At 68.6% G+C, this 19,545-nt stretch carries 17 protein-coding genes; 7 read left to right on the top strand and 10 right to left on the bottom strand.

What is annotated here, in order from left to right; translation table 11 throughout:
* Positions 1 to 109 precede the first annotated feature (109 nt).
* The 6 genes from AB0J09_RS03570 to AB0J09_RS03545 form a co-directional block, all read right to left on the bottom strand.
* On the bottom strand, positions 110 to 1,015 hold the full coding sequence (locus AB0J09_RS03570) for a zf-HC2 domain-containing protein (RefSeq protein WP_360684472.1): 906 nt from the start codon (positions 1,013 to 1,015) through the stop codon (positions 110 to 112).
* The gene (gene sigM / locus AB0J09_RS03565; RefSeq protein WP_360684469.1) at positions 1,005 to 1,640 is read right to left on the bottom strand and encodes an RNA polymerase sigma factor SigM; all 636 of its coding nucleotides are present in this window, start codon (positions 1,638 to 1,640) and stop codon (positions 1,005 to 1,007) included. Before sigM ends, AB0J09_RS03570 begins: the two co-directional genes overlap by 11 nt.
* A 15-nt stretch (positions 1,641 to 1,655) precedes the next feature.
* A complete protein-coding gene (locus tag AB0J09_RS03560; protein ID WP_360684466.1) occupies positions 1,656 to 3,167 on the bottom strand; it encodes a protein kinase family protein in 1,512 nt (503 codons plus the stop codon).
* 166 nt (positions 3,168 to 3,333) lie between these two features.
* Positions 3,334 to 4,938 carry a murein biosynthesis integral membrane protein MurJ gene (gene murJ / locus AB0J09_RS03555; protein WP_360684463.1) on the bottom strand — a complete coding sequence of 535 codons (1,605 nt, stop codon included), beginning with the start codon at positions 4,936 to 4,938 and terminating at the stop codon, positions 3,334 to 3,336.
* On the bottom strand, positions 4,935 to 7,043 hold the full coding sequence (locus AB0J09_RS03550; protein WP_360684460.1) for a DUF6049 family protein: 2,109 nt from the start codon (positions 7,041 to 7,043) through the stop codon (positions 4,935 to 4,937). Before AB0J09_RS03550 ends, murJ begins: the two co-directional genes overlap by 4 nt.
* A 50-nt stretch (positions 7,044 to 7,093) precedes the next feature.
* On the bottom strand, positions 7,094 to 7,609 hold the full coding sequence (locus tag AB0J09_RS03545) for a YbaK/EbsC family protein (RefSeq protein ID WP_360684457.1): 516 nt from the start codon (positions 7,607 to 7,609) through the stop codon (positions 7,094 to 7,096).
* A 151-nt stretch (positions 7,610 to 7,760) separates the two neighbouring features.
* Between AB0J09_RS03545 and AB0J09_RS03540 the strand changes: the two genes are divergently transcribed.
* Positions 7,761 to 9,161: a CCA tRNA nucleotidyltransferase gene (locus AB0J09_RS03540; RefSeq protein WP_360684619.1), complete on the top strand. Its 1,401-nt coding sequence runs from the start codon at positions 7,761 to 7,763 to the stop codon at positions 9,159 to 9,161.
* Here the strand turns inward: AB0J09_RS03540 and AB0J09_RS03535 are convergent.
* Positions 9,112 to 10,416 (bottom strand): MFS transporter, encoded by a 1,305-nt coding sequence (locus AB0J09_RS03535; RefSeq protein ID WP_360684453.1) that lies wholly within the window; start codon positions 10,414 to 10,416, stop codon positions 9,112 to 9,114. The genes AB0J09_RS03540 and AB0J09_RS03535 overlap by 50 nt on opposite strands.
* A 105-nt stretch (positions 10,417 to 10,521) precedes the next feature.
* Here AB0J09_RS03535 and idi point away from each other — a divergent pair, with 105 nt between their 5' ends.
* Positions 10,522 to 11,106, top strand: a complete 585-nt coding sequence (gene idi / locus AB0J09_RS03530) for an isopentenyl-diphosphate Delta-isomerase (RefSeq protein WP_360684451.1) — start codon at positions 10,522 to 10,524, stop codon at positions 11,104 to 11,106.
* A 60-nt stretch (positions 11,107 to 11,166) separates the two neighbouring features.
* Here the strand turns inward: idi and AB0J09_RS03525 are convergent, their stop codons facing one another.
* Both AB0J09_RS03525 and AB0J09_RS03520 read right to left on the bottom strand, forming a co-directional pair.
* Positions 11,167 to 12,246, bottom strand: a complete 1,080-nt coding sequence (locus AB0J09_RS03525; protein WP_360684448.1) for an inositol-3-phosphate synthase — start codon at positions 12,244 to 12,246, stop codon at positions 11,167 to 11,169.
* Positions 12,247 to 12,259: 13 nt separating this feature from the next.
* Complete coding sequence (locus AB0J09_RS03520; protein ID WP_360684445.1) at positions 12,260 to 12,850, bottom strand: PadR family transcriptional regulator; 591 nt, start codon at positions 12,848 to 12,850, stop codon at positions 12,260 to 12,262.
* Positions 12,851 to 12,930: 80 nt separating this feature from the next.
* On the opposite strand from AB0J09_RS03520, the gene AB0J09_RS03515 reads away from it, so the two are divergent.
* The 4 genes from AB0J09_RS03515 (at position 12,931) to AB0J09_RS03500 (ending at position 18,460) form a co-directional block, all read left to right on the top strand.
* Positions 12,931 to 13,371, top strand: a complete 441-nt coding sequence (locus AB0J09_RS03515; RefSeq protein WP_360684442.1) for a DUF5318 family protein — start codon at positions 12,931 to 12,933, stop codon at positions 13,369 to 13,371.
* Between the two features lie 135 nt (positions 13,372 to 13,506).
* A complete protein-coding gene (locus AB0J09_RS03510; protein ID WP_360684439.1) occupies positions 13,507 to 16,080 on the top strand; it encodes a transglycosylase domain-containing protein in 2,574 nt (857 codons plus the stop codon).
* Positions 16,077 to 17,399 carry a glycosyltransferase 87 family protein gene (locus AB0J09_RS03505; protein ID WP_360684436.1) on the top strand — a complete coding sequence of 441 codons (1,323 nt, stop codon included), beginning with the start codon at positions 16,077 to 16,079 and terminating at the stop codon, positions 17,397 to 17,399. The genes AB0J09_RS03510 and AB0J09_RS03505 overlap by 4 nt, the downstream gene beginning before the upstream one ends.
* Positions 17,396 to 18,460 carry a mannosyltransferase family protein gene (locus tag AB0J09_RS03500; RefSeq protein ID WP_360684433.1) on the top strand — a complete coding sequence of 355 codons (1,065 nt, stop codon included), beginning with the start codon at positions 17,396 to 17,398 and terminating at the stop codon, positions 18,458 to 18,460. The genes AB0J09_RS03505 and AB0J09_RS03500 overlap by 4 nt, the downstream gene beginning before the upstream one ends.
* Before the next feature lie 60 nt (positions 18,461 to 18,520).
* Here the strand turns inward: AB0J09_RS03500 and AB0J09_RS03495 are convergent, their stop codons facing one another.
* On the bottom strand, positions 18,521 to 19,267 hold the full coding sequence (locus AB0J09_RS03495; protein ID WP_360684430.1) for a deoxyribonuclease IV: 747 nt from the start codon (positions 19,265 to 19,267) through the stop codon (positions 18,521 to 18,523).
* A gap of 97 nt (positions 19,268 to 19,364) precedes the next feature.
* On the opposite strand from AB0J09_RS03495, the gene AB0J09_RS03490 reads away from it, so the two are divergent.
* On the top strand, positions 19,365 to 19,544 hold the full coding sequence (locus tag AB0J09_RS03490) for a hypothetical protein (RefSeq protein ID WP_360684427.1): 180 nt from the start codon (positions 19,365 to 19,367) through the stop codon (positions 19,542 to 19,544).
* The last annotated feature ends 1 nt before the right edge of the window (position 19,545 follow it).

Below are 19,545 nucleotides of genomic sequence, written 5' to 3'. Positions count from 1 at the left end.
GTTGCACCGGCGACAACAGATCCTAGGCCGCCGTGATTCCCTGCCCTACACACAACGCCTGTACACAGCGAAAGAGCCCGCCTAGGCGGGCTCTGAACGCGTGCTTTGCCTACCAGTGGCCCAGGGCGGGCCTACGGAGGTTCTTGCAGTTGAACGGGTCGACGATGTCGATGCGCAACCTCTGGGTGGCCTTGTCCTTCCAAGAGGCCACGATCAGGGCTTCCTGACCGTTGTACTGGCCCTGGTCGACCGCGTACGTCGGCAGCTTCGACCGGCTCGCCACCCGGCCCACGCACTTGTCGACCTTGCCGGCGTCGTCGGAGCCGTCGAGCACCATGCGCTGGAAGCCGAACATGCCTTCGAGCGGCTGGCGCAGGTCCTGGTCGCTGTAGTTGTGGCCGCTGTCGGTGAGCGCGTAGGACTTGGCCCGCTGGCCGACCCTGGAGGGGGTCGCGGGCGTGGTCGGGGGCGCGGAATGCGCCTCTACGCCACCGCTCGGAGCCCTGGTGCCACCGCCGGCGCCCAAGAGCAGGCTGCTCGAGGCCACGACTCCGCCCACCACGGCGGCGGCCGCCGCGGCCGCGATCGCGGGCATCGCCCACCGGCGCCGCCGCGAAGCTCTGCGCTTGGCCGGGACGATCGTGCCGGCGTCGGAGACGACGCCGAGACGTACCGGTTCGGGGGCTTCTTCAGTGGCCACCTCGACCGGCCGCTCCCATGGGGCGTCCCGCATGAGCTCATCCCAGTCAGGTGCTTCCGCGAGGCCGACACCTCCTCGCCTGGACTCCGCCTCGGCGGCCAGGGCCTTGTCGATGCGCAGTGCGACGCCCATCGGCATGGCCGGTGTGGGGGTCGCCGCGAGCACCTCGCGAACCGCCGCCAGGTCTGCCAGTAGCTCCCCACAGGGGTCGCAGACCGCGAGATGCTCGCGGACCTGGCGCGCCGTGCCGACGTCTAGGAGACCCTCGGCCAGTTCGGCCAGGATTTCCAGATCGTAGTGCGTATCACCCGTCACGAAGTTCTGCTCCCTTCGCGGATGAGACGCGATTGAGGTCCGTTCGGTTCCGCAGATGCGAAAGAATTGGGGCAAGTTTCGCGCGCCCCCGCGCGCACCTGCTCTTCACCGTTCCGCTCGGCACTTGGAGCACCTGAGCTGCGTCTTCGACCGAATAGCCCATCATGTCGACGAGCACCAGCGCCGCCCGCTGGTCGCTGGGCAGCAGTTTGAGTGCGGCCGAAACCTCCATCGAGACCTCGCGCTCGAGGGTCTGGTCAGGCAGCGGGGACTCGCGCTCGGCGGCCTCGATCAGCTCGTCGTCCGCGACGGGCCTGACCGATTTACGGCGCATTCTGTCGAGGCAGGCGTTGACCACGATCCGGTGGAGCCACGTCGTGACGGCAGCCTCGCCGCGAAACGTGGCGGCCTTGCGGTAGGCGGAGACGAAGGCGTCCTGCACGGCGTCGGCGGCCTCGTCGGGGTCACCGAGCGTACGCAGGGCGACCGCCCACATGCGATCGCGGTGCCTCTTGACGATTTCGCTGAAGGCGTGTGGATCCCCGTTGATATGCGCGGTCAGCAGCTCGGCGTCTGTGACCGCCGGCCGCTCCGCTGCTGAGGGTGTCTCGGGTGGGGAGTTCACAAGAGGGATTCCTGGTTATGCCGATCCGGGAGAGTGCACCACTACTTCATAGATGGTGCCATGAAAGTTGCCCGCATCTGCCGGAACACGAGTAAACCAGATCAAAACGTACTGACCGGTTGCCGGTTGATCAGGGGTCAGCGTGGTCTTGCCTGCCGCGTTCTTCTCGGTCGCCACCGTCTTCAGCGAGCCCAGGTCGGGCGAGTCGCCCACCTTGAGTTCGACGGTCGCACCCGGAGCATCGGACAGCGTAGCGGCCACATCACTGATCTGCATGGACTTGCCCATGTCGAGCAGCAGGCCGACGCCCTCCTTGAGGTTGCCCAGGTCAGCGCTGGTGTAGCTCTCCGTCTTCCACAGGGTGCCCGGCTTGCCGTCGATGGCCAGATTGGCGATATCGGACTTCTCATCCTTGTCGCCGAGCGGGTCGAACCCCTGTGCCTTCTTCGGCTTGACGACCTGGGCCTCGGCCGAGGCCGACGTGGAGGTGCTGGGGCCGGTGCCCTTCGCCTCGGGCGTGGTCGGGCTGCCCAGGCTGCGGCCGATCGTCCAGGCGCCGACGCCGACGGCCGCGATGACGAGCAGCACGACCACCGTCATGAGCACCCGGTTGAGCGCGCTGCCGCCGCCGTTCTGCGAGCGGTGGGGCGCGGGCGGCAGCGGCGGAACCGTGAGCTGCTGGCGGTGTGCGATGTCCAGGCCCTCGGTGTGGGAGGCGGAGGCCACCGCGGGGGTCGAGGGGTAGGAGATCGGGATCGGCATGGGCCTGGCCACGCCGGCCAGCGCCTCGGCCACGTCGGACGGGCTGGCCAGCGCGCCCTGGCCCCTACGGGACTCGGGCAGGCACGCGCGCACGGTGACCGTGTCGAGGTAGCTCGGCACACCGGCGGTGACCTGGCGGGGCGAGCAGAAGTGGCCGTCGGTCATGGGGGCCGCGGGCAGCCCGCCCTCTTCCTCGTCGCCCGGCCAATGCCCGGTCAGCCCGGCGTACAGCAGCCGGCCGAGGCCCTCGGCGTCGTCGAGCGCCGGCTGGTCGGTGGTGAGCCCGGCCAGCGCCGCGTCGACGGCCACACCGAGCACCTTGACCGTGTTGCCGGTCGTCCACACCAGGTGGGAGGGGCGCAGGCACAGGTGGTAGAGCCGCGCCTCGTGGGCGTGGGCGAGCGCCTCCGCGGCCTCGGCCACCAACCCGGCCGCCCGCTCGGGCTCCAGCGGGCCGGAGGCGAGCAGGTCGGTCAGCGACTCGCCGGTGACCCACTCGCTGACGACGTACGCGGCCTTGTCGTCCTCCGCGGCGTCGAACACCTGCGTCAGGCGTGGGTCGGTCAGCCTGCTCGCGGCGCGCGCGGCCGTGACGACCTCGTGGACGCGGGGGAAGTCGGGAGAGAAAGTGTGGACGGCCACGGGCCGCGCGAGAATCTCGTCGATGGCCTTCCACAGCGTGGCGCCGTCGGACTCGCTGACGCGGTCCTCGAGCCGGAAGCGCTCGGCCAGACGGGTGCCGGGTTCGACGGCCGACGTGCTCACTGGCTCACTCCGCTTGGCCGATCGGGCGTGCTCATGACTCGAATCACCTGCGTGGTGGTGTCCCACGAAGGCACGCTATGCCGGGTGGATCCGCCCACGCCCCTCCTGCTTCCATTCGCGCGTGTCGGGCTCCATGGTAGTGCCGAGTGGATTCGGCCCGCGTTCTTTACCGGCCTACCCGCCCCGCGACCATCCCAACGATGGAATTGACCTCCGGGATGCGCATTCTGTGGGCGACGCCGAGATAGAGCAGCAATCCCAGGCCTCCGCCGACGGCCAGCACGATCAGGGAGTTGACGAACCCTAGCCCGGTGAACACCCCCGTGACTACCCAGACCGCCGCCAGAGCCAACACGGCGGTGGGCATGGCCGCGAGGTACATCCTGGTCAGTGCCATGCCGATGGACCAGCCGCCCAGCCCTCGGACCCGGCGGCTGGCCAGCCACCACGCCCCGAGCGCGCCCAGCGCGTACGCGACGGCGTACGCGAGCGCCAGCCCCATCACAACGTAACGGGCCGGCAGCAGCACGTTGAACACCACCATGAGCACCGCGTTGACCGCGGTCGTGCCCGCGCCGATGAACACCGGCGTGCGGGTGTCGCCGAAGCTGTAGAAGACCCGCAGCAGCAGCTGGAACAGCGCGAACGGCACCAGCGCGAGGCCGTACACCTGCAACACGTTGCCGATGTAGACAGCGTCGGCCACGCTGTTGGCGCCATGGCCGTAGATGGGCACGGTGATCGCCGGACCGAGCACCATGAGCAGCAGCGACACCGGCACCATGAGAGAGCAGATCAGCCGCACGCTCGACCCGAACTCGCTGCGCACGTCGTCGAAGCGGCCTTCGCCGACGGCCCGGCTCATCCTGGGCAGCATGGCGGTGATCACCGAGACGCCGATGACTCCGTACGGGAGCTGGAAGAGCTGGAACGCCAGCGTGTACGGGCTGATGCCGTGGCCCGGCACCGCGTCTCCCGCCGCGCTGGCGAGGTTGGTGGTCAGCATGAAGCCGAGCTGGGTGACGATCACGTAGCCGATCGTCCAGACGCCGGCCCTGCCCATCTCGCCCAGCCGGGCATTGCGCACGTCGAAGCGGGGCATGAAGGAGAACCCGACCCGCTTGAGCGCGACGATCAGGATGGCCGCCTGGGCCACGATGCCCGCTGTGGTGCCCAGGCCGAGCAGCGCCAGATCGCCGGTGTCGGTGTTCGCGACGTCGTTGCCCCCGCCCGTCATGGCGTAGACCAGGAACACGCAGATGACGACCAGGTTGTTGACCACCGGAGCCCACATGGGGGCGCCGTAGCGGTCACGGGTGTTGAGGATGGCGCCCGCGACCGCGCCCACGCCGAAGAAGGCGAGCTGCGGCAGGATGAAGCGGGCCAGCGTGACCGCGGCCTCGTATTTGGGGCTGTCCGGAGCCCAGTCGGTGTAGAGGTCGATGAGCAGCGGCGCGGCGAACACCGCCACCACCGCGACCACGATCAGCGCCACCGCGGAGATCGTCAGCAGCCGCTGCTCGTACGCCCGGCCGCCGTCGGCGTCCTGCTGCTGCGCGCGCACGATCATCGGCACCACGACGCTGCTCAGCACACCGAGGAGCAGCAGGTCGAGGATGCTGTACGGGATCGCGTACGCCGCGTTGTAGGAGTCGCCCAGCGCGGCCGTGCCGATGGCGTAGGCCAGCACCATGGTCCGCACGAACCCCGTGACCCTGGACACCATCGTGCCCGCTGCCATGATGGCGCTGGCCCGAAGCATGCGGCTCATACGGTCTCACTCTCCCGGGTCTTGGCTGCGCGCGCGGCCTTCCGTTCCGACCTGCGCCGCAGCACCCGCGTCACCACGGCGGCGAGCATCACGGTCAGCGCGGCGCCCACGATCACCGAGGCGATCCCGGTGTAGCCGGTCGTGCGGATGGTCAGCCGCTGCGGCTTGCCGTACGGCTGGCCGTCGGCGGTCTTGAGCTGCACGGTAACCGTCGCGTCGCCGCTGCCGCCGGTGGCGGCGCTCATCGGCACCTGGACCGTGCCGCTCTGCCCGCCGCCGATCGACAGCGGCTCCGTCGGCGGGAAGTTGACCTGCAACAGCTCGGGGTTGTTGGAGGTGACGTCGATGTAGAGGACGATGGGCACGGTCAGCGAGTTCTTCACGCTGATCGGCACCACGCCGTTGCTGCCCGCCAGCGTGCGCGGCCGGTCGGGACCGGCTCCCGTGATCTGGATCTTGTCGATCCGCTCATTCACCGCCGCGCTGACCAGCTTGTACACCGAGCGGCCCACGCGGGTGTTGTTGCGCCAGGCCGACGAGGTCAGCCTGAGCACCGCCGCGTCGAAGCTCGACGGCGTCTTGTCGGCGGTGATCAGAGAGGTGAGCTGCGCCTGCGAGCTGACGTTCTTGACCGGGGTCAGGTATTTCGAGGTCAGCTCTTGCTTGCGGTCCTGCTCGGTGTAGGTCAGCCCGGCGCGCGGGACGGCCAGCTTGGTCGGCTTGAGCGACTCCAGCGGGGTCAGTTGCAGCCAGGGCAGCCTGCCCGCGGTCCTCATCAGCGCGCTGACGAGCGTCGGGTTGGGGTCCCAGCGGCGCGACGGGGCGATGACGAGTGACCTGGGCGAGGTCTGGCCGGCCTCCGCGGCGATCATCGCGGTCTCGGCGATGAAGCGTTGCGTGCTGAGCAGCACCGACGTGCTGGTCGCCGGCTCGAACAGCTTGCTCAGCTCGGTGTCGGCGACCAATGCGGTGACGGGCCCGTTCACCGACTCGAGCGTGGTGGCGGCGTCGGGCGTGAACGGCACGGGCGGCTGCGGCGGCAGGTTGGTGGGGTTGAGCAGGACCTTGTCGACCTTGTCCTTGCTGACCGAGAGCAGGTCCAGCGCGTCGGCGTCGAGCACTCCCGCGGGCGGCCAGTTGACGTTGGTCTTGACCTCTCGCCCGAGCAGTGACGTGGCCTTCTGCTTGCCCAGCTCGATCGCCCTGCTGGGCTGCGCGTCCAGCCCCTGGTGCGCGAGCGCCGCCACGTCGGGATCGGCGTACGGGACCGCGAACACCGGAGAGGCGGCCAGCGCGGTGCGCATGGTCGTCAGCCAGCTCCCGGCCTCGGCGCTGGCCGGCTTGTCCTGGACGTCGTCCTTGGTCTTGACCTGGTACTTCCCCTTCATCGCATTCAGGTCGTCGAGCAGGCCCGGCTCGACGAACCAGGTGACGCTCTTGGGCGCCGACTGGGCGATGCGAGCCAGATCGGCGAGCCGGCCCTTGCCGGTGACCGACTGGCTCAGCTTGTCGTCCACGAACAGGGAGCCGTCGGTCGCCCGGTGCGGCTGGTCGATGACGGGCAGGGCGATGGCGAGCTTGTTGCGCGGCAGCTTCGGCACCGTGGGCGGCGCGTAGGTGACGTACGTGCGCTGCGACGTGGTGATCGGCACGCCGTACTGCGCCACGTCGACGGCCACCGGGTAGACCCCGAACGAGCGGTAGCCGAGCTGCACGGGCGTCGCGGTGAACTCCCAGCGCGCCTGGGCGCCGGCGGCCAGCGCCGGGATGTCCAGACCCGAGGTGCCGGAGACGTTGCCCGGGAGTGTCGCGGGGTTCTGGTCGTTCTGGTAGGCGGCCATGGTGACGCGATCGGTGAACTTCTGCGCCGTGTAGCGCAGTCGTACGCGCAGGGCGGACTGCGGCACCCCGGTGTCGTTGCGGATCGTGCCCGTGAACTTGATCACATCGGTCTGCGCGGTCGGCGCCTCCGGCGAGATCGACGAGATCGACAGGGCCAGAGTCTGCCTGCTCGCCTTCACGGTGTTCGTGGCAGCCGCGCCCGGCGCGGTGGCCACCACGATGAAGGCGAGCAACGCGGAGAGCAGCGTGACCTTACGGATCACGCGGATGCCCGAGCTGGAGTACGACGACGCACGCCCGCAATGGTACGGGTTCAGTGCCGCCGCGCGACCGCCTCACGTGATCCTTTCGCGCGGAGGTCGACCATCTTGCCTGGCAGGAGCGCCAACAGGTCGAGCGCGCGCAGGGTGAGTGCGGTGTGCCGTTCGCCGGTGGCCGTGTAGACCGGATCGTCGTCGTCCAGCAGCCGGTCGTCGATGAACATGGGCAGCGACTCCGGCAGGAGCAGCGGGCACACCAGCCCGCTCGCGTAGTCGGTGGCCGCGTTGACCACGTGGGCCGGGGCCGATCGCACCCGGCGCACGCCCAGTACTCCGCCGACGGCTCCCAGCGGTGGCGGCGCCGACACGGGGGAGGTGAATCCGATGACGACCTCGCGGCCGACCCTCGTGGCGACTTCGAGCACTGTAACCATCAGGCACCTGTCGGGCGCCGCGGAGACCGCCTCGGGCAGATCTTCCGCGCAAGTCATGGGACGCGGAAGGCGTACGATCTCATGATGGACCTGGTGTGCGAGGAGCCAGCGGTGGATCGCGAGGGCGTCCTTCATATAGTCCTCCTTGCCTTGTTCCATGGCCCCCGACGGTCCCAAGACCGACGGTAACCCCGACCCGATGTGGCTCGGGGGATATGTTTCGGCAGCACAAGAAGGACCTACCCGCTTGTCCGACATCACTCTGACTGACAGCCAGCGGCGGGCCATGACGGACCTGTTCCGCAAGATCGCGCCGGTGGCCGACGAGCTCGGCCGCCTCTTCGCCGCGCGTGGGCACGAGCTTGCCCTCGTCGGCGGCCCCGTACGCGACCTGCTGCTCGGCCGCATCGGCAACGACCTCGACCTGACCACCGACGCCCGCCCCGAGCGGGTCCTGGAGATCGTCAGGGACTGGGCCGACTCCGTTTGGACGATCGGGATCGACTTCGGCACCGTGGGGCTGCGCAAGGGCAGCTGGCTGATCGAGATCACGACATACCGGAGCGAGTCGTACGACCCGAAGTCCCGCAAGCCCGAGGTTATGTACGGCGAGACGCTCGAGGAGGATCTGGAGCGGCGCGACTTCGCGGTCAACGCGATGGCGGTGCGGTTGCCGGGTCACGAGTTCGTCGACCCCTACGGCGGGCTCGACGACCTGCGCGCCAAGGTGCTGCGCACGCCGGGCACCCCCGAGCAGTCCTTCGGCGACGACCCGCTGCGCATGCTGCGGGCCGCCAGGTTCGCCTCGCAGCTCGGGTTCCGCGTGGACGAGCAGGCCGTGGCGGCGATGACCGCGATGGCCGAGCGCATCGAGATCGTCTCGGCCGAGCGCATCCGCGACGAGCTCGACAAGCTCATCTGCGGCGCCAACCCGCGCGAGGGGTTGCGGCTGCTCGTCGAGACCGGCCTGGCCGCCCACGTGGTGCCCGAGCTGCCCAAGCTGCGCCTGGAGATCGACGAGCACCACCGGCACAAGGACGTCTACGAGCACACGCTGACCGTGCTCGACCAGGCCATCGCGCAGGAGGAGGACGGCAAGCCCGACCGGATCCTGCGCTGGGCGGCGCTTCTGCACGACATCGGCAAGCCGAAGACGCGCCGTCACGAGACGGGCGGACGGGTGTCGTTCCACCACCACGAGGTGGTCGGCGCGCAGATGACCAAGAAGCGGCTCACCGAGCTGAAGTTCCCCAAGGACGTGGTGGGGGACGTCGCCCGGCTGGTCGAGCTGCACCTGCGCTTCCACGGCTATGGCACGGGGGAGTGGACCGACAGCGCCGTGCGCCGCTACGTGCGCGACGCCGGTCATCTGCTGGACCGGCTGCACAAGCTGACCAGGGCCGACTGCACCACGCGCAACAAGCGCAAGGCGGCGGCGCTGTCGCGCACCTACGATCACCTCGAAGAGCGCATCGCCAAGCTCGCCGAGGAGGAGGAGCTGGCCAAGATCCGCCCCGAGCTCGACGGCAACGAGATCCAGCGCGTCCTGGGCATCGGGCCCGGGCCGGTGGTGGGGCGGGCCTACAAGTTCCTGCTCGAGCTCAGGCTCGACAAGGGCTTGATCGGCAAGGAGGCGGCTACCGAGGCGTTGTCGGAGTGGGCGCGGTCGAACGACGTTGCCGGATGATCATCCGGTACGCGAACGCCGCCAGGGGGTAGCCGACCGACATGATCACGACGGCGAGGTAGGACTTCCCGTTTGCGGGCAGGATCGCCGCCGACAGGGCCGCGGCGAGCACGTACATGCCGTTGAAGAGCATGTCGTAGATCGAGAACGCGCGGCCCAGGTAGATGTCCTCGACGTCGCGCTGGACTGTGGTGTCGGCGCAGATCTTGACGCTCTGCCCGGCCACGCCCAGCACGAACCCGGCCACCGGCAGCCCCCACTCCTGGAACGGCAGCACCAGCGCGGCCGTCAGCACCCCGGAGGCCGACAACGCGATCGGCACCCAGCGCTCGATCGTGAAGCGTTCGGTCGCGTACGGGGTGATGATCACTGCGAGGAAGTAGCCGACGCCGGACGTGGCCACCACCACCCCGACCCCGCGCAGCGCGGCGTCGGGGTCGCCGTCGGTGAAGTAGTAGCGGTAGAGGATGATGCCGAGCGCGGTCGCCATGCCGTAGAAGAAGCGGTGCGCGGCCATCGCACCCATGGTGGCGACGGCCACGCGGCGCTGGACCAGGTGTCTGGCGCCGTCCACCAGGCCGACCACCACGTTGCGCATGGCCTCGCGGGCCTGCGGCCTGTTGGTGTCGTACTCCGGGCCGAGCAGGTCGCGGCCCATCGTCCGCGCCATCAGCGAGCTCAGCCCGAACACCACGCCGGAGGTCACCAGCAGCAGCGCGACGCCCGGGTCGTTGCCGCCGAACACCTCGCGCAGCAGGAACCCGAGGCCCACGCCCACGAACGTCGCCACGGTGCCGGAGGTGGGCGTGACCGCGTTGGCCGCCATCAGCCGGTCCGGCGGCACCACGTGCGGCAGCGACGCGCCGAGCGCTGACAGGAAGAACCTGTTGACCCCGAGCACGGCGAGCGCCGCCGCGTAGAACACCGGATCGGGCACGTCGGCGGCGACCAGCGCCGCCGCGACCAGCAGGAGCGCGCCGCGCACGATGGGCGCCACCACCAGGATCTGCCGCCGCGACCAGCGGTCGATGAACACGCCCACGAAGGGCCCGAGCAGGCTGTACGGCAGCAGCAGCACGGCCAGCCCGGCGGCCACCTGGAGCGCCGTCGTCTGGCTCTCGGGGCTGAAGAAGGCGAACCCGGCCACGCCGAACTGGAAGATCCCGTCGGAGAACTGGGAGATCAACCGGGTGGCGAACAACCGCCGGAAATCATTGCCCCGCAGGACGACGCGTAGGTCGGCGACAAACGACACGCCGCAAGCCTAGTCCTCCGCACGTCGCCTGAATGCGGGAGATGTTGGCGCCGCATGCGGTCCATGGGTTCCGAGCGGTCCCCATGATCTCGTACGCTTCATAGCGTGACGATTGAGGAACACGTTGTGCTGGTTGACGGTGACGGCAACGCACTCGGCACCGCGCCCAAGTCCGAGGTGCACGGTCGTGAGACGCCCCTGCATCTGGCGTTCTCCAGCTACGTCTTCGATCACGACAGCCGCGTGCTGCTCACCAGGCGGGCGGACCACAAAGTCACGTGGCCGGGGATCTGGACCAACAGCTGCTGCGGCCACCCGCTGCCGGGCGAGCCGGTGGACCGGGCGGTCGCGCGCCGGCTCTCCTACGAGCTGGGGCTCACTGTGGAGAGCGTCGACCTGATGCTGCCGACCTTCGCCTACCGCGCCGTCATGGCCAACGGGATCGTCGAGCACGAGCTCTGCCCGGTCTACCGCGCCACGGTGTCCTCGCCCGTCGTGCCCAACCCCGAGGAGGTGGGGGAGACGCGGTGGATGCCGTGGAAGGAGTTCGCCGAGGGGGTCATGAACGGGCTGCTGGCGATCTCGCCCTGGTGCCGGGAGCAGGTGCCGCTGCTGGACGAGCTGGGGTCCGACCCGATGGCGTGGCACCCTGCCTCGCCGTCCGAGCTGCCCCCTGCGGCACGCCCGTAGGCCGGGCAAAAGGGACGGCGCCGCACCCCAGACCGAGGGCGCGGCGCCGTATCAGGGGGGTCAGCGGTCGACTTCGCCCCGGATGAACTTCTCGACGTAGTCCCGAGCCTCGTCGTCCGAGTACTGCCGCGGCGGCGACTTCATGAAGTACGAGGAAGCCGACAGGATGGGCCCTCCGATCCCCCGGTCGAGGGCGATCTTGGCGGCCCGGACCGCGTCGATGATGATCCCCGCCGAGTTGGGCGAGTCCCAGACCTCCAGCTTGTACTCCAGGTTCAGCGGCGTGTCGCCGAACGACCGCCCCTCGAGCCGCACGTACGCCCACTTACGGTCGTCCAGCCACGGCACGTGGTCCGACGGCCCGATGTGCACGTCGGCCTTGCCCATCTCGTGTGGGATCTGCGAGGTGACCGACTGCGTCTTGGAGATCTTCTTGGACTGGAGCCGCTTCCGCTCCAGCATGTTCATGAAGTCCATGTTGCCGCCGAAGTTGAGCTGGTACGTGCGCAGCAGCTCCACCCCGCGGTCCTCGAACAGCTTGGCCAGCACGCGGTGCGTGATCGTGGCCCCGACCTGTGACTTGATGTCGTCACCGACGATCGGCACCCCGGCCTCGGTGAACTTCTCCGCCCACACGGGGTCCGAGGCGATGAAGACCGGCAGCGCGTTCACGAACGCCACGCGGGCGTCGATGGCGCACTGCGCGTAGAAGCGGTCCGCCTCCTCCGAGCCCACCGGCAGATAGGAGACCAGGACGTCGACCTGGTTGTCGCGGAGCACCTGGACCACGTCGACGGGAGCCTCGTCGGACTCCTCGATGATCTCCTGGTAGTACTCGCCCAGGCCGTCGAAGGTATGGCCGCGCTGGACGGTCACCCCGGTGGGCGGCACGTCGCAGATCTTGATCGTGTTGTTCTCGCTGGCGACGATCGCCTCCGACAGGTCGCGGCCGACCTTCTTCGCATCCACGTCGAACGCCGCGACGACCTCGACGTCGCCGACGTGGTAGTCGCCGAACTTCACGTGCATCAGGCCCGGGACCCGTGTGTCCGGGTCGGCGTCCTTGTAGTAGTGAACGCCCTGGACCAGCGACGACGCGCAGTTGCCGACACCGACAATGGCCACGCGAACCGAACCCATCGCACTCGCTCCCTTACTCATCAGTTGACGTGGTATCTCTTTCGGGCCCCTCCTCTGACGAGGCCCGACGCTCAGTTGCGATCAGCTCGTTCAGCCAGCGCACCTCGCGCTCGACCGACTCGAGCCCATGGCGCTGCAGCTCGAGCGTGTAACTGTCGAGGCGCTCCCTGGTGCGCGCCAGCGCCGTGCGCACCGCGTCGAGCCGCTCCTCCAACCGGCTACGGCGTCCTTCGAGAATGCGCAGGCGCACCTCGGCCTCGGTGTGGCGGAAGAACGCGAAGTGCACACCGAAGCTCTCGTCCTCCCAGGCGGAAGGACCGGCCTGTGTCAGCAGCTCCTGCAGCCGTTCCTTGCCCTCCGCGGTCAGCTTGTAAACGATCTTCGATCTGCCGCCGACGATCGTGGCGGGAGCGGGCTGCTCCTCCGCGATGAGGCCTTGAGTCAGAAGCGACCGCAGACAGGGATACAGCGAACCGTAGGAGAAAGCGCGGAACATCCCCAGCAGGGCGTTGAGCCGTTTGCGCAGCTCATAGCCGTGTAGCGGAGTCTCGTGCAGCGACCCGAGCACGGCCAGTTCCAAGACCCTGCCCTGTCCGCCGGCCACCGGAAACCGCCTCCTCTCGCATGGATGTATCGAGCCGATACATCCCGAGGATACGTCGCACCGCTATATGGCTGCAATCTATGAATCTGCCAACCCGTTGGGATGGAGTCGCAAAACGCCGTAGTCTGGCGCTCATGTGGTCACAGAGAAGGGTGGTGGATTACGGCCTGGCGAAACGGGCGGTGGTCCGATCCCTGCGCGCGGGGCGAGCCGCCCGCGGCGACGTCTGTGACGCACAGCCCTACCTCCTTCGCGCGGCGCGCTATTTCGGCGAGCCGACCGAACGCCTCTGCCCGGTCTGCGAGAAGGAGAACGTCACCAACGTGACGTATGTCTACGGCGATTCGCTCGGACGGCATGCCGGTCAGGCAAAGGTCGCGTCAGAACTCGCCGCAATGGCCCATGATTACGATGAGTTCCGGGTGTACGTGGTCGAGGTCTGCCAAGGTTGTTCCTGGAACCACCTGACGGTTTCGTACATCCTTGGCAACGGACCGCCTGAACCCGCTGGCCAAGCGTGATGACCGAGGGCGGCGAGAACTTCACGCCCAACCGCCGTTTATGTTCCGACGACGATGCGAGGACGTGTGAGTAACAGCATGAACGAGGGGACCGGCCGCCCGGGAAGGCGCCGTCGCTCCAGCTCATCCCGTTCTGTGCCCCAGGATTCCGCACCGCAAACCGGCGAGTCGGGCTGGGGAGCGGCGCAGCCTGGGCGTCGTCCGGAAGCCGCCTACGAGCAGACCGGCGCCATGGCCGCGCAGCCGTACGACGAACCTCCCAGGCGCGGCGACCAGCCGCCGCCGCGCTCGCGCGCCCGGCAGGACGCGCGCACGGTGAGTAACCAGGAGACGCTCGTCAGCGACGCGCCGCGGCGCTCGCGCAGGCGGGGCGACGGCGAGCCGCCGGAGCCGCCGGGACCGCCGACCAAGAAGGGCGGCAAGGGCGGCTGGCGCAGGTTCGTGCCGAGCTGGAAGATCGTCGTGGCCGGGTTCGTGGTGCTCGCGGCCGGCCTCTTCGGCATGATCATGGTGGCGTACGCCAACACGCCGGTGCCGACCGCCAACCAGGCCAAGTCCGACGCGCTCGCCCAGCAGAGCACCATCTATTTCAGGGACGGCAAGAACGTAATCGCCAATCTCGGCACGAAGCGCGAGATCGTCCCGATCTCGAAGATGTCCCAGACGGTCAGGGACGCCGCGGTGGCCATCGAGAACAATACGTTCTACGAGGACTCCGGCATCTCGATCTCCGGCATGTTCCGCGCGGTCTGGATGACCGCGACCGGGCAGCAGCGGCAGGGCGCCTCGACGATCACCCAGCAGATGGCCCGTAATTACTACGACGGCCTCAGCCAGGAAGTGTCCATCAAGCGCAAGGTCATGGAGATCTTCGTCGCGGTCAAGCTCGACGAGACGCTGACCAAGGACCAGATCCTGGAAAACTACCTGAACACCATCCCCTTCGGCAGTGCGTACGGTGTCGAGGCCGCCGCGAAGGCGTACTTCGGCCCCAACGCGAGCGCCGCGAAGCTCACGGCCGAGCAGGGCGCCTACCTCGCCGCGCGCATCCAGCGGCCTAGCTGGGCGCCCGACGATCCTGCGCTCAAGAGCCGCTGGAGCACTGTCATTCAGTACATGGCCCAGCAGTGGCCCGACAGGTACGGCAACCTCCCGAAGACCGCCAAGTTCCCCAAGATCTACAAGGGCGACAACGCCAACGAGCTCGGCGGCCTCAAGGGCTACATGGTGGTCCAAGTGCTCGAGGAGCTGAAGCAGCGCGGCCTCACCCCCGACGCGGTCAGGAGCGGCGGCTACCACATCGTCTCCACCTTCGACAGGAAGCTCATGCAGGCCGCGAAGACCGCGGTGACCAGCACGACGTCCAGCATGAGCAAGGAGTACCACGCGGGGCTGGCCGCCGTTAACCCGAAGAACGGCCGGATCCTGGCGTTCTACGGCGGCAGCAACTACGTCAAGGATTCGTTCAACGAGCCCTTCGACGCCAAGAAGCAGGCCGCGTCCGCGTTCAAGCCGTACGTGCTGGCGGCCTGGCTGCAGGCCGGCTACTCGCTCAAGAGCTACGTGCCTGGCAACGAGACGGTGCCGAAGGAGATCCCCGGCATCCAGAAGGAAGGCATCAGGAACAGCCACAACGTCGGCAGGTCCATCGATGTGATCAAGGCCACCGCCCAGTCGGTCAACACCGCGTTCGTATCGATGGCCTACAAGCTGCCGGGGCAACTCGGTGACGTGAAGAACCTCGTCGAGTCGGCCGGGTTCAACCAGCAGCGCATGGAAGCCGACGTCGATGAGCACAGCTTCCAGTTCGCCATCGGCAGCGCCCTGGTGACGCCGGTCGAGCAGGCCGCCGGCTACTCCATCTTCGCCAACGGCGGCAAGTACACCAAGTACCACGTGGTGCAGGAAGTCAAGCAGGGCACCCAGGTCGTCTACGGTGAGCAGCGGGCCTCCAAGCAGGTCATCGATCCCGGGGTGGCCGCCGACTCCACGGTCGCCATGCAGGAGGTGCTGCGGAGCGGCACCGCGGCGGGCAAGGGTCTGGGCAACCGCCCGGCCGCCGGCAAGACCGGCACCAACAACGACGAGAAGGAAGCCTGGTTCGTCGGTTACACGCCGCAGATCTCGGCCGCGGTCGGGTTCTACCGCGAGGAGTGCAGGACTAAGACGGGCAAGGTCGTTCAGCCCATCAACGCCAGCTGCCCGAGCACCCCCCTCGGCAAGCCGAGCACGAAGTACAGCGCGGCGAAGCCCTACTCGAGGGCATACGAGGTGTCCCTTGGCTTCGAGGGCGCCGGTCCGCCCACGGCCACCTGGCAGAAGTTCATGCTGCTCGCCCACGAGGGCCTGCCGATCGAGCAGTTCCCGAAGAAGGCCGAGGTCGGGCTGCCCGAGAACATCGTGCCGAGCCCGACGCCCACACCGAAGCCGAGTGCGGACAACCCGTTCGACACGGGGGACGACCCGCTGAACGACCAGGGCAACCAGGACTGCCTCGTGGGCCCGTGCGACGACAACGCGACCCCCACCGAAGAGCCCACCGCCGACGACGGCGGCGGCGATCCCGGGTTCCCGCAGACCCCCAATGGCGACGTGGCCGGCGGCAACAACGGCATCGGCAACGGCAACGGTCACGGCAACGGTGGCGGCCGGCTGCCTGAGCCGAGGTCCACGGGGTGGACCTCGTTGGCACGACCCGAGGACCAGTGACGAGCACGGAGGTGCGCGTCCCGTTGGTGGCGCGCGCCGTGCCGTACCTCCCCTTGGTAGTGATCGCGACCATGGGGGCGATCCTCGCGTACGTGGTGCGCCTGCCGTGCCGGAGCGGCGGCTGGAACGACCAGGTCTCGACGTACACGAACTTCTGCTACACCGACATCTACCCCCTGTACTTCGACAGGGAGCTGGCGACGCAGAACCCCTACTTCGCTCACGTGCCGTTCGACAAGCAGGTCGAGTATCCGGTCGTGCTGGGCGAGGTCATGCAGGTGATCAGCTGGATCGCCAGGGCGCTCTCGCCGGACAAGGTCGTGCAGGCCGTCAGGTTCTACGACCTGACGGTCATCCTGCTCGGCCTGTGCCTGGTCGTCGGCGTCCTGCTGATGGCCGCGGTGGCCGGGCCGACGCGGCGCTGGGACGCGCTCTGGTACGCCATCTCGCCCGCCGTGGTGCTGGCCGCCTACATCAACTGGGACCTGGTCGCGGGCGCGCTGTCGATGGGCATGCTGCTGGCCTGGGGGCGGCGCAGGCAGGTGCTGGCCGGGGTGCTGCTGGGGCTCGCCATCGCGACCAAGTTCTACCCCCTGATGTTCGTCGGCGCGTTGTTCCTGCTCACGTGGCGTACCGGGCGATGGCGGCCGTTCCTGGTCACGCTGGCCTCGACGGCGGGCACGTGGCTCGTGGTCAACGTGCCGTTCATGGTCTTCGCGTGGGAGGGCTGGCGCAGGTTCTACGTCTTCTCCCAGGAGCGTGGGGTCGACTGGGGTTCGCCGTGGCTGTTCTTCCAGAACAAAGGGTGGCCCATCCTCGGCGAGGGCGACGTGAGCACGCTCGGCATGGCCGCGCTGGCCATCCTGTGCCTGGGCATCGCCGTGCTCACCCTGGCCGCGCCGCGCCGGCCCAGGCTGGTGCAGGTCTGCTTCCTGGCGTTGGCCGCGTTCATGATGACGAACAAGGTATGGTCACCGCAGTTCGTGCTCTGGCTGGTGCCGTTCGCCGTGCTGGCCAGGCCCAACTGGAAGCCGCTCGCGCTGTGGCAGCTCGCCGAGGTCTGGTACTTCGCCGCCATCTGGCTCTACCTGCTCGCCCAGCCGCCGCTCAGCAGGAGCGACCTGGGCATCGGTGACGACACGTACTACACCGCCGTCTGGGGACGGATCATCACGATCGGGATCATGATGGCGTTCGTCGTGCGGGACATTCTCCGGCCCGACAAGGACGTGGTGCGCCAAGCCGACATCGACGACCAGGCGGGCGGCGTCTTCGACGACGCTCCTGACCGGTTCACGCTGGCGTCCGTCGTCCGATGATCACCCGCTCGGCCGGCCGGGACGCGCTGCTGCTCTGGTTCGGCTCGCGGGCCGGGCTGCTCGTGGCGACGCTGCTCGGGACGGCGCTGGGCACGTACGCCGCCAAGTGGCGCCAGTGGGACGCCGGGCTGTTCATCACGATCGCGCAGTACGGCTACGACGGCGAGCCCGGCAAGCCGGTGGACGATGGGTTGCCCGCGTTCTTTCCCGGGTTCCCGGTGGTGCTGCGGGCTGTGCACGTCCTCGTGCCGGACTGGTCGGCGGCCGGGCTGCTGATCTCGCTGGTCGCCGGGGCGGTGGCCATGGTGGCGCTGGCCCGGCTGGCCGAGATGGAAGGCGCGTCCGGCTGGATGGCGGTGCTGGCGCTGCTGCTCTTCCCGATGGCGGTGTTCCTGGCGGCGGGCTACAGCGAGTCGCTCTTCCTGGCCTTCGCGATCCCGGCGTGGCTGGCCGCCAGGCAGGGGCTCTGGTCCGCTGCCGCGCTGCTCGCGGCTGGGGCCTCGTGCGTGCGGATCACGGGGCTGTTTCTCGCGGTCGCGCTCGTCGTGGAGTTCTTCGCCAGCAGGGAGCCCGTCCGACGGGCCGGGTGGCTGGCCGTGCCCTTCGTGCCGCTGGTGGCGTACTCGTACTACCACTACAGCCGGTCGGGCGACTGGCTGGCCTGGAAGCACGCGCAGGAGGCCGGGTGGGGGCGCGACTTCGCGTGGCCGTGGGATGCGTGGAAGACCACCTGGCGCTCGGCCATGGGCTCCGACGACTTCGCCGTGGCCTTCCGCATGGAGATCGCCGGTGCAGTGGTGGCGTTCGCGGTGCTGGCCTGGCTGCTCCTGCTGCGCAGGTGGAGCGAGCTCGTCTATACGGGGCTGCAGGCGGCGGCGCTGATGACGTCGGCGTACTACCTGTCGATCCCGCGCTCGCTGCTGCTGTGGTTTCCGCTCTGGGTGCTGGTCGCGAAGGTCGGGACCAGGAAGCCGTGGGCGATCGCCGGGTACGCGCTGATCTGCGGGCCGCTGATGCTGCTCAACGCGGGACGTTTCCTGAGCAGCGCGTGGGCGGGCTGATTTCTATACCCGCTTCTTCGTCTGGGTAATCCAGGGAAGTTATCCACAGGCTGTGTGTATTTACTGGAGGTTCTTCCGCAGGAACGCGATGTCGTTCGCCTGGCCCTCGGCGGGCGTCTCCACCACGATCGGCGCGCCGGCCGCCCGGCAGACCGCCAGGATCAGCTCGGGATCGATCTTCCCCTTGCCCAGGTTGGCGTGGCGGTCGGCGCCGGAGTCGAAGTCGTCGCGCGAGTCGTTGCAGTGGACCAGGTCGATCCGTCCGGTGATGGCCTTGACCCGCTCGACCAGGTCGACCAGCTCCTCGCCACCCGCGTGGGCGTGGCAGGTGTCGAGGCAGAAGCCCACGTCGAACCCGTCGAGCGCGTCCCAGAGCCGGGCGATGCGCTCCAGCTTGCGCGCCATCGCGTTGCCGCCGCCCGCGGTGTTCTCGATCAGCACGGGGATCGGGCACTCCATCCGCTCGAACACCTTGCGCCAGTTGTCGAACCCCACCTGCGGGTCGTCGCTCTTGTTGACGTGGCCGCCGTGCACGATCAGGCCCTTGGCGCCGAGGCCCGCGGCCGCCTTGAGGTGCTGCTCGAGCAGCTTGCGGCTGGGGATCCTGATGCGGTTGTTGGTGGTGGCCACGTTGACCAGGTAAGGAGCGTGGATGTAGATGTCGACGCCCTCGACCGGCTTGGCGGGCAGCACCGGCTTGTCGTAACCCTGGGGATCGCCGAGGAAGAACTGCACCACCTCGGCCCCTACCTCCGCGGCGTGAGCGGCGGGGTCGTCCTGTCCGACATGAGCTCCGATGCGCACCATAGTCCCCGAGCTTACGGCCTGCATGAGCGGCGAAGCGCGGTTTGCCGAGAGCGCGTCAGGGCAGTCGGCTGGCGCCCCCTACGCGAGGAGAAGCGACATGGCACGCTGGCGCTGGCGAGCGCTGATCTTATTGATTTACGTCGTGATCGGGCTCTACGTGGCCTGGGTGTACCACTACATCACCCCCGGACTGCTCAGGGACGTCGCCGAGGCGTTGCTGGCGGTGTTCCTCTGGTTCCTGGTCCTGCTCGGGATAGACCTGCACATCGGCAGGTGAG

Origin of the sequence: Nonomuraea sp. NPDC049784 (genome assembly GCF_040659615.1) — a bacterium.
In the GTDB taxonomy this organism is placed as follows: domain Bacteria; phylum Actinomycetota; class Actinomycetes; order Streptosporangiales; family Streptosporangiaceae; genus Nonomuraea.
The sequence above is the reverse complement of the archived record's forward strand: the minus strand, read 5'-3'. Positions and strand labels throughout refer to the sequence as shown.